This window comes from Thermosyntropha tengcongensis (assembly GCF_055381335.1).
The window spans coordinates 1,272,955-1,285,045 of the sequence record NZ_AP042437.1; the positions used below are offsets into that span (position 1 = coordinate 1,272,955).

Here is a 12,091-nt window from a genome sequence, read left to right on the forward strand (position 1 = left end):
CATTTAGTAAAAAAGTATCTGTTCACTCGTTTTTTTATCTTTTTCAGCATAATAAACCCTGTAGCAGACTGCTTCCGGTTTAAGCTTTACCTTCACTCCTCCCCCTCTGTCATCGTATAGATAACTCCTGGTATTTACAGGGTATCTCTCACTGGTAAAATCAACCGGCATCCGGTCTTTTACAAGCATACATTCTTTCTGCATCTCCTGCCACATAAGTTTTTCTACCAGATTTACATCTACAGGAGTAAATATTTCCTTTACATCCGCACATGATTCCTGTTCCAGCTCTCCTTCTCCTATCCATTCAAACACTGCGCTGAAAGGTGCAGCTCCCAGATAAACCGGGAAAACAGATCTGCCGCTTTTTAGAGCCTCTGTTAACGCTTTATATGTTTCAGTATCCCCTGTTTTAAAATAAACCCGGTATCTTATCTCAGGATCTCCGCATACTATTTCAAAAGGGATCTGGGTGTGCCCTTCCTTGAAATTAGCCAGGTGGGAAGGGCTGGTAGCCTTTATATAATTCAATGTCTGCATAATCTTCCGGGTGCTGTTTATCTTGCGCACTGCCAGCCCTGCTTTTTGCGAACTCATCTTTTCATAATAAGAATCCCTTTCCCATCCCAGAATAGCGGCAATTATTCCCGCCAGCGTAGTGCGGGGAGGAAGCGAATAGCTTAAAGAAGAAGAATTGGTATATATTTTGCGAAAATGGGCAAAAGGCCCTTTCAGGTCAAAAATAATCACCTTCATAGTTAATCATCCCTTAAACCTTTATATTTCTTGAATAGGCAAACCAGCCAGCACATCATCAATGCCACATTCTTTCCCTTCCACCAGGAGCTTCAGTTCATCATCCTTGAAATAGTAGACTTTGGCTATTAAATCTTTATGGCTGTTAAGATAATCTCGAAGCCTTGCGCATTCCAGAGCACATTCTTCAATAGAGCGCAGGCTTTCCTCTTCGCTTACCAGTTTTATATAGCCGCGCAGGTCATTAAGCATAGTATGGTTATCTTTAAATTCTACCCGCAAATAAAGCCGGGGGGTTTGCCCTATTTTGCTGCGGGTAGCCTGCAGAGGTATAGCTTTTTTCATGGCTTCATCCAGCAGACCTATATCTTCTTTAGTTAATTTCACACATTCTGCCCTTTTGCCGCTTACTACCCCTGAAAACGCTATAAAAGAGTATTTCACGCGGTAGTCTTTGCCTATAGCCCCCTGCTTGTTTCCTTTTGAACTGGCAAAAGTTGAAGTAATGCTTGACTCCAAAAGCTCAACTTTATTCAGAGAATAGCCCCAGTTGAACTGTACAGGGCCAATAAAAGATTTGTTATCTTTTTTCACAGGAACTGTAGCCCCAAACATCCTTATATCTATAAAACTATTAAAAATTTCTTCATCACTGGCGTTTTCAAGTTTACTTACCCTCTCTTCAGCAGTAACAGGCTTATCCCCTACCTTCTGCACATAAAGCTCATACCCTTTATCCAGCAGATAATCCCTTATATATCTTTTGAGCCGCAGATCAGAAACCAGGTTTATGCTTCTCTCATAATCCATACGCGGCCGGTTTTCTTCGTCCGGATCCCCATTGGGATTGGTGAGCTTGGCATCATAAAGATAAAGTATTAAACTGTTATTTATCACTGTTTTCCTCTCCTTTCTTTTTCATAGGTGCAGTAGTAGCATAAGCATAACCTGACAGCAGATAGAACAGATTTTCATCTTTGTTGAGCTTCCAGTTCCCTATATGACGGTCCATAAGCTGAGCACAGGCAGCGTAAATCTTTTCATTATATTGTAGAATTTTTTCCTGCCGCAGCTTATTAAGGATTTCAGATCGGAGCTTCATAATCTTGCCTTTATCAATTCCATTAAAATTGATTTTGTTGAGTACCGGCTTGTAAGTACCTTCACCTCCGCTGTCCTGGCTTCTTCGATATTGGGCATTGCCTACTTCTCCCACCAGATAACCAAGGAGAAACATAGCCGCCTGCATCTCGTCATATCCCATTTCCTCCATAAAGCTGCATAATTCATCATTTAATCCGAGACTGCTGTAATCCACCTTTTCACCACCTTTCATACAGCCCATTTTTTCCAGGAACTTAAGGAAAAACATACCATCCAGGATAAAGTAGTGCAAATTATCTCTGGAATGCTTGATATTATAGCCATCCTGCCCATAGAAAACTACGCCGCAGCCCTTAACCAGGTTGGCTATTATGCGCTTTTCATCCACCTGCCTTGCCAAAAACAAAGCATCATAAAGTGCTAAAAGATCGCGAAAACTTGAATAGTCTCCACTTTTCATCCTTATCGGAGTCATGTAGTAAACACTGTTAAGCCCGCCCCGGTAGTTATAAGCCTCTTTAAAATGTTTATTAACTATTTCCCTTATTTCAGCGACAGCTGCTTCCAGAAACTCGAAAAACGAAGGCTTAACATCTTTTATAAGCCGCAAAATTTTGGTAGCCGCATTGGCTCTGCGCACAAAAACAAAGTCCAGCAGGTAAACAATATCATCAAATTCTTTAAGGCAATCTATCTGTTCCCGGAATTCTTTCAGAGCATCAATACTCTTTGACATATTGACTGTCTTTATAACCTCTTTGGTTAAATTCTCCATGCTATCATAATCCAGCCTTTGCCCATATATAAGATTGGGAATCACCAGTACTTCAAAGCCTGCTATATTAGTTGCCAGATTCTGCTGTACAAAAACTTCCCCGGACTGCAGCTTTTCAATACATTCGCTGCATAAATTCAAGCTTTTCTCATAGCTCTTTAAACTTCCCTTAAAAATCTCCTGGTTGGTGGTAAAGTATTTTATCTGCATCCTGTTTATTTCCTGGCTGATGTTCTGAAAACTGCCGCAGATATTGCACTGCAGGTTAGAAGTACCCATTTGCCCTTTGGCAGCAGGCTTTTTAGATTCCAGAACCTTATTCCTATAATCCTTATTATCGGTAAGCAGCTCTCCATTGACTAATACTGTATAAAGCCCTATTTCATCTTTTTTGCACCCTGTTTTTTCAGCTACCCATTTTTCAAATTCTTTTACCACTAAATCCAAAAGTTTTTTGCCCGGCTTCGCATCTCCCAAAGCCTCATTTTTTAACTCTTCCATAGTTTTATTGGGACTTATGCCCAGTTTTTCAATATCTAAAATATAGTTATACTTTTTATTCCCTAAATTCTCATTAGCCTGCCAGTAAAAATTTTTTAAAACATCGTCTACTATATCCGCAAATAAACCTTTTTCCTTAAGATTTGGAAAAAGCTCGCTTAATATATAATTGTTGCTTTTAGCAGTTATATACCACTGCGGCAAGCCTGGAGCATCAGCTGAACCTATAAATAAATATTTTTTGGCAGTATTCTGGTCTATTTCCTCATTGACATCAATGTCAAATTTTTTATTCCTGGTATCAAAAATAAATTTGCAGACATGCATTTTCTTGCCTTTTTTTTCGGCAGGAACCTCCTGGATAAAAGAATCCAGCCGGTCCTGTTTTTCCAGGACAGCTCCTCCCAGTTCAATAATACTTTCCAGCATCTGGTTAAACCCCCTCTACCTCAAAACACCCAAACCCCTGCGAATTCTTGGAGCCAAGGCCTGTGTAATAAGCGACTTCCATAAGCTCCGGATCTCCCACCAGCCAGTAAACACCGCTGTAGCCCTTGATTATAAAATCTTTATATTTTATGATCCTCAAAAATTTCTCCTTGCAGCTGTCGCACGGAATAACCTTGAGGTCGCCCCGGGAATATTCTCCTTTCAGTACCCAGTATTTTTTGTGCAGGTTGCTTAAAATCAGGCTGTCAAAAGGGGTATCCCAGGGGGAAAAATAAGTCGTTTTCTTGCTTCCCTGTATTTCTTCCGTCGTATGGGCTACCACTGGGGACAGCATTCTTATGCGCACTTTTTCCGAAAAAACTACCGGTTTGTGGACATTTATCGAATTTAATTTCACCCTGTTATTTCCCAGATAAAGTTCATCCGATTTCATCAGGGTTTCTGCCAGATCAGTGATAAAAGGTTCCAGGGGGGAAGAAACAGTTACAGCTACCGGTGGCCTGAAGATTATATCCCTTTTTTCCCTGTTTAGCCTGAATTCTCCCCTCAGGGCAGAATAAGTGAAAAGCTTAAAACGCCTCTTCTGGTAGACAAAGCCCTCTTGATGCAAAAACTCCCTGTAATCACGGTCCGATATATGCCGGTACAAAAATCCCTGCAAAATATGGTGATAATGGACAGGCAAAACTATATCCTTATCCGATCCGATACTAATAGTTATGCGCATTATTTCCCATCCTCTCTTCCTGTCATCGTCCCATTTTAATATCATGATTTTCCTTAAATGGGTTTATAATACTAAATTCTGCTTAAATATTCCATATTCCTTCTTTTTTTATAAATAGTATAACCATATAAAGTGACAACTTTTTGTCACCGAAAATAAAAATTTTTATTTTTGCTGCTGGCTTTTAATCTTAAGGAAGGCTATACTTATTAACTGATGATAAAATCAAATTTTTGAATCGGGGTAACAGATATGCTGATATTTAAAGACCGGAATCTTGGCAGGAAAATATGGCAGGTTTCCTGGCCGGCAATGGTAGAAATGATAATGTATATGATAATCGGGGTAATCGATGTAGCCATCGTAGGCCGTCTGGGGGCAGCACCGCTGGCTGCTGTGGGACTGGGAGCAGAAATATTTTTTTCCATCGTCCTTCTTTTTGAAGCCCTTTCCGTAGGCTCATCGGTACTGGTAGCCCAGGCTAAAGGGGCCAACAACTACAGCCGCATCATGAGCCTTACCCTGCACACCCTGGTTATAGGCGGGATTATAGGAATAATTACCGGAGCCATCGGCCTTATAAATGCCGAAAAGATAGTAGGCCTTTTCGGGGTAGAAAAAAAGGTGTATAAAGATGCACTTTCCTATCTCCTGATAACTTTCAAGATTACTCCCTTTGCCATCACCCTTTACATGATGCATGCTGTCTTTCGGGGCATGGGAAGAACCGATATCCCCATGCAGATTGCGCTTATCGTAAACCTTTTTAACGCCCTGGGAGACTATATTCTGGTATACGGGAAATTCGGCTTTCCCGCTCTGGGAGTGGCCGGTGCCGCTTTTGCCACTTCTCTGGCCCATGTCCTTGGGCTTCTTCTGGCATTTTATTTTCTGTTTAAAAACAAAAAAGAGCTCTTTAAAAACGCAGATATACGGAAAATATCGCTTAAACCCGGCATCTTCCGCGATATACTGGTTTTGGGAACCCCAAGCCTTCTGGAACAGTTTTTCTGGGCTTTAAGCAATCTCGTATCTATCTTTCTCATCGTATATGCCGGTACCCTGGCTTACGCCTCACACCAGCTGGCCATTACCGTTGAATCTATATCTTTTATGCCGGGATTTGGCATCGCCATTGCCGCCAGCGTGCTGGTAGGGCAGAGCATTGGAGCCAGGGACAAAAAAATGGCCAGGAATTATGCCAGGGGAACCCTGGAATTTGCCCTGGTGATAATGGGTTTTTTCGGGCTTCTTTTTGCCCTTTTCCCGTTCCGGATCGCTGCCCTTTTTGCTCACGACCCTGACATAATAAGCCTGGCTGGAAGCCTTATAAGGATAGCTTCCCTGGAACAGCTCACCATTGCCTCCAGCATGGTCTTCGGGGGCATTTTAAAAGGCTCCGGCAATACCCGCACCCCTATGCTTATAAGCACCCTTTTTACCTGGCTTTTCCGTCTGCCTTTAATCTATTTGCTGATAAAAATTATAGAGGCTCCCATAACTTATGTCTGGCTGGCATTTGTAGCTGACTGGGCTTTGAGAACCGCAGTTTACTTGAGCATTATCCTGCGCCGGGACTGGCTGGATAAAGCCCTTAAACGGGCAGCAGGCTGATTCACCTCTTACAAACAAAAAAGGCACTGGAAAAATCCTCGCCTTATCTGCCAAGTATCATCTTTTTTACCTGTTCATGAGCAAAGTTTTCTATCTTATCATCCAGCTTTCGGTTGAGCTCTATCCCTTTTCTCCGCAAAACCGCCCTTATTAAGAAATCGGCAACCTGAGGGTTTTTGGGAAGCAAAGGCCCGTGCAGATAAGTCCCTATAAGGTTTTTATAGCTTATCCCTTCCATCTTATCTTTTCCGTTATTGCCGTATCCTTTTAAAACCCTGCCAAAAGGCTTTAATCTGTCATCATTGAAATAAGTTCTCCCGCCGTGGTTTTCAAAACCTACCACTGTCGTTTTTTCCCCTGTTATCTCTGTTTCTAGGAGGATATTGCCGATAAGCCTCTTTTCCTCCCCTTCAGTATAAAAATCAAAAAAGTTAAGGCCGTGCATCAGGCTGCCGTCCACAGCTTCATAATACCTGCCCAGAAGCTGATAAGCCCCGCATATAGCCAGAAGAGGCAGTCCATCCTCAATTTCTGCCCACAAGGCATCCGACTTTTTGAAGAGGTCCCGGTAAACCAGATTCTGTTCCCGGTCCGAACCTCCCCCCATAAAAACCATATCTATTTCAGAAAAATCTATCTCATCTCCCAGCTCTACCGGGATTATCTGGCATGCAAAGCCGTACCAGTTAATCCGCCGGGACAAGCAGATAAGATTCCCCCGGTCGCCGTATAAATTGAGCAAATCCGGATACATATGGGCAATTTTTATGTTTTCCATGCTTCTTTTTCCCCTTTACGCTGACGGTAAAGCTTTTTTACCCTCTTTACCTTCTTCTGATTTGTCAGCCAGTTCCCGCAAAATCTTCTGACAGTCAAATAAAGCGGTGTAGGTGGATAAAATATAGGCTGTTTCGCCCTCTCCGTTTAAGGCCTCCTCTATCCCTTCCTTGAGAGGGGTTCTAACAATTATGGACCTTTCATCCACCCCGGCATATTTCATGCGCACTGCCATATCGCCGCTTCGCTGGCCAGAGCAGATTACCTGCCGGTAGTTTATATCGTTTATCAGTTCCACATCAGCATCCCATATCCAGGAAACATCACGTCCATCGGCAGCATTATCATTCAAGGCAAAAAAGATATCCTTGCTCTTCTCATCATATTTCAGGGCATGCAAAGCCTGGTTCAAGCCGGCAGGGTTTTTTACCAGAATAAGCACCGCCGGTTTGCCATTAATGACAAATCTTTCCATACGGCCTGCCCTGGGCATATATCCTTTTATGGCTGCTTCTATGACCTCGTTTTCAATCCCCAGCAGCTTGGCTGCCGCAACCGCTGCCAGGATATTATAGGCATTATAAAAGCCGGTATAGGGGCTTTCAATCTTTATATCATTTATGCGAAAACTTATCCCCGGCCTCATGGCCAGATCTTTTCCCGTAAAGTTTGGTTCCGGATTGTGATATCCGCATTTTTCGCAGTAGTAGCTTCCCAGCTGGGCATAATGATACCGCCGGTAGCTTATTTCATGCCCGCAAAAGATGCAGTACCTTCCTTCCCGGCTTTCCCGGCTTTCCAGAGTATCATAATCGGTATCGGAGAAACCATAATACCAGGCAGATAACCCGGTATCATGAGCCAGCTGTGCAACCAGCGGGTCATCGGCATTCAAAACCAGTTCTATACTCCTTCCCTTTATGCTTTCCTTTATAAGCCTTACCGTATGGTCAAGCTCCCCATACCTGTCCAGCTGGTCCCGAAAAAAATTGGTAACCAGCAGCATCCTGGGCTTTACCTCTTTCAAAAGGAGAGGCACATTAGCCTCATCAGTTTCTAAAATGGCATAATGATGTTTCTTTTTCCCTTTTATATCCGTTTCTTTTATAAAAGCGGCTGTAATACCGGTAAGCATATTGGCACCTGCCCGGTTGTGCACAATCCGGTATCCTTTTTCCTTAAGTATCCTGGCCAGCATATTGGAAGTGGTAGTCTTGCCGTTGGTGCCAGTAATTACGATTATTTCTTCCGTTATGTTGCGGGAAAGCTTTTTTAAAATATCCGGGTCTATCCTGCGGGCCACACGTCCGGGAAGTACGGTGGCCTTACGGCCTAAAATTCTTAATATAAATAAGACCAGTTTTCCCGCCATTATAGCAGTTATCTTGCGCAGCATGCTCATATTTCTACCTCATTCTTTTCTACTCTTAAAGAATTAAAAGGTATGCTAAGCTGTCTTCGGCATACCTTTAGAAAATGTTTACTTTTTTACAGTTTAGCCTAGGAACCTAAACGGTAAATCAAATCCATAAGGTAGCTTTTCCTGTACCTTTTAGGCCTTGAACGATCATGAAGGTCAAGATACACCTTTTCCAGCTTGCGGGCCATATTGGCTGAAGAGAGCATCTCTGCCTTTTTATAGGCATTAGCTTTAAAACCGCTATAAGTCTTTTCATCAGCCAGCACCTTTTTTATCGCCTCTACAAACGCTTCCTTATCACAGGGGGTTAAATAGCCGTTTATCCCGTCATCTACCATATCTATTACCCCGTTAGCCCTTACCGCTACCACCGGCAGCCCTGCCGCCATGGCCTCAATCAGTACCAGCCCCTGGGTTTCCGTTAAGGAAGCAAAGACAAAAAGGTCAGCGGAAAAATACACATTTACCAGGGTATCAAAAGGCAAAGCACCGGTAAATACCACATCTTCCTCCAAAGAAAGATTAAGCTCCCTGACCAGCTTTTTAAGCTCATGCTCAAGCGGCCCCTGGGCAGTTAACACCAGGGTAGTATCGGGCTTATCTTTTTTAAGCATGCTGAAGGCTTCTATTAAAAATTCCAGATTTTTCTCTTTAGTCAAACGGCCTACAAAAAGCAGTATTTTATTAGCTGCTGGAATGGATGGATAATTTTTTCTAAGCCAGGCAGCATCTCCTTGCTTAAACTTGTGCAGGGGAACCCCTGTCGGTATCACCGAAATGGGAGTCTTTACCTTTAATTCCTTGAGCCTGGCTTCCACTTCTGTGGAAGGCACGATAACATGGTCGCACTGGTTGCAGAAATTGGTGCTGTACCTTATAGTTATATCCCGCGCCAAATCCTGGGCCACAGGTACATAATGCACATACTGGTCATATAGAGTATGATAGGTAAAAACAATAGGTATGCCGTACTTTCTGGCATAGTGAAGCCCCACCCTGCCCATGGTAAAAGGAGAGTGGACATGGATTATATCCAGGTCAATTTTCTTAAGGAGCATGTTTAACCCCGGATAAACAGGGATAGCCAGGGTATAATCAGGGTTAGTGGGAGCAGGAAGCGAATAAAAGCGGTAAACCTTTTCTTCCTCTTCCTCATAATGGGGATAACTGGGAGCAAATATATATATATCATGACCCATGCTGGTAAGTTCCTGCTTGAAAGTGGTGATGGAGGTAACTACCCCACTGGTATAAGGCTTGTAGCTGTCGGTAAATACCCCTATTTTCAAGGATGCTCCCCCCTTTTTCCAGTATCACAATAAATATATCCTGCTCCTTCAATTCTTGCAAGTACCTAAAATAAATTTTCCCTACTCTTCATACATTTCATAACCGGCCACCTGGAAGGCTTCTCCTTTATCTGCCATACTGCCGGCTGATAAAATATCCTCTTCATAAGGCCTGGTAAACTTATCCCTGCTTTTTGAAGCACACTCCGCACAGAGGGTGGTATTAACCATTCTTTTAAGTCTGGCTTCTTCAATCTTTTTTCCGCAGTTTTCACATATTCCATAATTTCCCCTGTTATAGCGGTTTATGGCATCATTTAATTTTTCCAGTTCAAACTCCAGCATTTCAAGAAGCCCGGCATCTTTTTCCCTTTCATAAAGGTCGGATGCTGCATCAGCTGGATGCTGGTCATAAAGGGAGAGTTCATCGGTAGATTCCTGCTGGGGAATCATGAAAAGCTCCCTTTTCCTTTCTATCAGGCCTTCAATTTCTTCTTTCCTCTTGAGCAAGGTTTCTATATCCACTCTAAACACCCCGATTCATTAATAATATATGAACCCTCCCACTTTGAGCTGAGCCTGTACTATTGCTACTATATCGGCAATAAAACTGCCGATAACCGGAATATTGAGAACTATCATCTGCTGTAAAAAATACAGGACCAAAGCCGCCAGCACTGTAAAACCGATAGCAGTACCAAAACCACGGGAAAGGCCGATAAGAAAATTTAACCACAAAAGGCGGCGGGGATTTTCCAGGAGCTCCACATATTCCGCCAGCCTCATTTTTTCCATGTTTACAGAAAGTTCATCCACCTTATCCATAAGTTTTTTTACAACCAGGTTTATTTTTTCACTTTCTTCCGGTTTATCTGAATTAAAACGCAAATTTATCCCCCCTCCAGTCTAATTATTAGTATGCCTTTAAAAGCCCAAATCATACCTTACATTAATTGTTAAGTGCCTGGATTGGGGAAGGGATTCTTCCTTTCCGGCTTATAAACTTTTCCGCACTGTAATTATTGACCGGCATAACGGGAGCCCGTCCCAGAAGCCCTCCGAACTCCACCCATTCCCCGGCCTTCTTGCCGGGAGCCGGAATAATCCTTACGGCTGTAGTCTTGCGGTTAATCATGCCGATAGCTGCTTCATCCGCAATAATGGCCGCAATAGTGTAAAAAGGGGTATCTCCCGGTATGGCTATCATATCCAGGCCTACTGAACATACACTGGTCATAGCCTCCAGTTTATCAAAAGACAATGCCCCGCAGCTGGCAGCTTCTATCATGCCGGCATCCTCGCTTACCGGAATAAAAGCCCCGGAAAGCCCCCCTACATATGAGGAAGCCATAGCTCCCCCTTTTTTAACTGCATCATTCAACATAGCCAACGCCGCGGTGCTTCCATGCGTCCCTACCCTTTCCAGTCCCATCGCTTCCAGGATATTGGCTACACTATCCCCTAAAGCGGGAGTAGGAGCCAAAGAAAGGTCAACTATGCCAAAAGGGACATTAAGCCTTTTGGAGGCTACCCTGCCTACCAGTTCTCCCATGCGGGTGATTTTAAAAGCCGTATTCTTGATAATATTGGCCAAAGTTCCCAGGTCAGCATCCGGGTGTTTTTTTACCACATTTAAAACTACTCCCGGGCCGCTTATCCCGATATTTAAAGTGCATTCCGGCTCTCCCGGCCCGTGAAAAGCCCCTGCCATAAAAGGATTATCCTCTACGGCATTGCAGAAAACCACCAGCTTGGCACAGCCTATGCCGTCCCTATCCCTGGTAAGCTCGGAAGTTTTCTTTATTATCTTTCCCATATGGTAAACGGCATCCATATTTATCCCGGATTTGGTAGTACCTACATTTACCGAAGCGCAAACCCTCTCCGTAGCTGCCAGGGTCTCGGGAATGGCATCAATAAGAGCCAGATCCCCTTTACTAAAACCTTTATGTACCAAAGCGGAAAACCCGCCCAAAAAATTTACCCCTACCTCTTCGGCTGCTTTATCCAGATACTGCCCAATCGTTAAAAAATCGTCCCTGGTCAGTCCTTCTCCTACCATGGCTACCGGGCTTACCGCCACCCTTTTGTTTACGATGCGGATGCCGTATTCTTTTTCTATCTCTTCCCCTACCTTAACCAGATTTTTGGCGTAATAGACAATCTTGTCATATATCTTCCTTCCCGTTTTGTCCCCATCACTGTCCCGGCACTCCATAATGTTTATACCCATAGTTATAGTCCTTATATCCAGATTTTCCACATTGAGCATGGATACGGTCTCAAGTATTTCCTCTATACTGAACCTGGTGGACATTATTATTCCCCCTCAAGTTTTTTATAAGATTTGAGGGAAAGGATAACCCTTTCCCTCTTTTAAAAACCTATATGCGGTGCATAAACTTGAATATATCCTCATGCTGGACAGTTATTTCCAGCCCCAGCTCTTTTCCTTTTTCATGCAGCCTTTTCCTCAGCTCTCCTATATCTATCCGGCTTTTGGCGCTGTCTACCACCATCACCATGGTAAAAAACCCCTGCAGGATAGTCTGGTTTATATCCAGGATATTTATATTGGCTTCAGCCAGGATAGAAGATATGCCGGCAATTATTCCTACCCGGTCATGGCCGAGAACCGTTATTATAAGCCTCTTTCCCTCTTCCACTTCTCCCCCGCC

The 12,091-nt window shown here is 43.3% G+C and carries 12 protein-coding genes; 1 reads left to right on the forward strand and 11 read right to left on the reverse strand.

All coding sequences use genetic code 11. The annotated features are described in order from the left end of the window. Window positions 1–3 precede the first annotated feature (3 nt). Genes cas5b through cas6 form a run of 4 tightly spaced genes read right to left on the reverse strand, consistent with a single transcriptional unit; the run spans window position 4 to window position 4,358 of the window. Window positions 4–756, reverse strand: a complete 753-nt coding sequence (gene cas5b, locus ACZ42E_RS06040; protein WP_464891458.1) for a type I-B CRISPR-associated protein Cas5b — start codon at window positions 754–756, stop codon at window positions 4–6. Between the two features lie 21 nt (window positions 757–777). Continuing rightward, window positions 778–1,653 carry a type I-B CRISPR-associated protein Cas7/Csh2 gene (gene cas7b / locus ACZ42E_RS06045; protein ID WP_464891459.1) on the reverse strand — a complete coding sequence of 292 codons (876 nt, stop codon included), beginning with the start codon at window positions 1,651–1,653 and terminating at the stop codon, window positions 778–780. After that, window positions 1,643–3,565, reverse strand: a complete 1,923-nt coding sequence (locus tag ACZ42E_RS06050) for a TIGR02556 family CRISPR-associated protein (RefSeq protein WP_464891460.1) — start codon at window positions 3,563–3,565, stop codon at window positions 1,643–1,645. Before ACZ42E_RS06050 ends, cas7b begins: the two co-directional genes overlap by 11 nt. A gap of 4 nt (window positions 3,566–3,569) precedes the next feature. After that, window positions 3,570–4,358, reverse strand: a complete 789-nt coding sequence (gene cas6, locus ACZ42E_RS06055; RefSeq protein ID WP_464891461.1) for a CRISPR-associated endoribonuclease Cas6 — start codon at window positions 4,356–4,358, stop codon at window positions 3,570–3,572. A 207-nt stretch (window positions 4,359–4,565) separates the two neighbouring features. Between cas6 and ACZ42E_RS06060 the strand changes: the two genes are divergently transcribed. Then, window positions 4,566–5,927 (forward strand): MATE family efflux transporter, encoded by a 1,362-nt coding sequence (locus tag ACZ42E_RS06060; RefSeq protein WP_464891462.1) that lies wholly within the window; start codon window positions 4,566–4,568, stop codon window positions 5,925–5,927. A 43-nt stretch (window positions 5,928–5,970) separates the two neighbouring features. Here ACZ42E_RS06060 and ACZ42E_RS06065 read toward each other — a convergent pair whose 3' ends face one another. From ACZ42E_RS06065 to ACZ42E_RS06095, 7 genes are all read right to left on the reverse strand, one after another. Next, entirely contained in the window at window positions 5,971–6,705 is a 735-nt protein-coding gene (locus tag ACZ42E_RS06065) for a type 1 glutamine amidotransferase (protein WP_464891463.1), read from the reverse strand. A gap of 15 nt (window positions 6,706–6,720) precedes the next feature. Next, window positions 6,721–8,106 carry a DUF1727 domain-containing protein gene (locus ACZ42E_RS06070; RefSeq protein WP_464891464.1) on the reverse strand — a complete coding sequence of 462 codons (1,386 nt, stop codon included), beginning with the start codon at window positions 8,104–8,106 and terminating at the stop codon, window positions 6,721–6,723. Between the two features lie 98 nt (window positions 8,107–8,204). Further along, entirely contained in the window at window positions 8,205–9,413 is a 1,209-nt protein-coding gene (locus ACZ42E_RS06075; protein WP_464891465.1) for a glycosyltransferase family 4 protein, read from the reverse strand. An 81-nt stretch (window positions 9,414–9,494) separates the two neighbouring features. Further along, window positions 9,495–9,947 carry a TraR/DksA C4-type zinc finger protein gene (locus tag ACZ42E_RS06080; RefSeq protein ID WP_464891466.1) on the reverse strand — a complete coding sequence of 151 codons (453 nt, stop codon included), beginning with the start codon at window positions 9,945–9,947 and terminating at the stop codon, window positions 9,495–9,497. A 9-nt stretch (window positions 9,948–9,956) separates the two neighbouring features. Beyond that, a complete protein-coding gene (locus ACZ42E_RS06085) occupies window positions 9,957–10,301 on the reverse strand; it encodes a DUF5665 domain-containing protein (RefSeq protein ID WP_464891467.1) in 345 nt (114 codons plus the stop codon). Between the two features lie 61 nt (window positions 10,302–10,362). Then, on the reverse strand, window positions 10,363–11,730 hold the full coding sequence (locus ACZ42E_RS06090; protein WP_464891468.1) for a DUF711 family protein: 1,368 nt from the start codon (window positions 11,728–11,730) through the stop codon (window positions 10,363–10,365). A gap of 67 nt (window positions 11,731–11,797) precedes the next feature. Next, window positions 11,798–12,079, reverse strand: a complete 282-nt coding sequence (locus ACZ42E_RS06095; protein ID WP_464891469.1) for an ACT domain-containing protein — start codon at window positions 12,077–12,079, stop codon at window positions 11,798–11,800. Window positions 12,080–12,091: the final 12 nt, after the last annotated feature.

Bases quoted from the DNA above. Each gene is read 5' to 3' on its own strand.
- cas5b (WP_464891458.1), bottom strand. From the start codon at position 756: ATGAAGGTGATTATTTTTGACCTGAAAGGGCCTTTTGCCCATTTTCGC.
- ACZ42E_RS06050 (WP_464891460.1), bottom strand. From the start codon at position 3,565: ATGCTGGAAAGTATTATTGAACTGGGAGGAGCTGTCCTGGAAAAACAG.
- cas6 (WP_464891461.1), bottom strand. From the start codon at position 4,358: ATGATATTAAAATGGGACGATGACAGGAAGAGAGGATGGGAAATAATG.
- ACZ42E_RS06060 (WP_464891462.1), top strand. From the start codon at position 4,566: ATGCTGATATTTAAAGACCGGAATCTTGGCAGGAAAATATGGCAGGTT.
- ACZ42E_RS06065 (WP_464891463.1), bottom strand. From the start codon at position 6,705: ATGGAAAACATAAAAATTGCCCATATGTATCCGGATTTGCTCAATTTA.
- ACZ42E_RS06070 (WP_464891464.1), bottom strand. From the start codon at position 8,106: ATGAGCATGCTGCGCAAGATAACTGCTATAATGGCGGGAAAACTGGTC.
- ACZ42E_RS06090 (WP_464891468.1), bottom strand. From the start codon at position 11,730: ATGTCCACCAGGTTCAGTATAGAGGAAATACTTGAGACCGTATCCATG.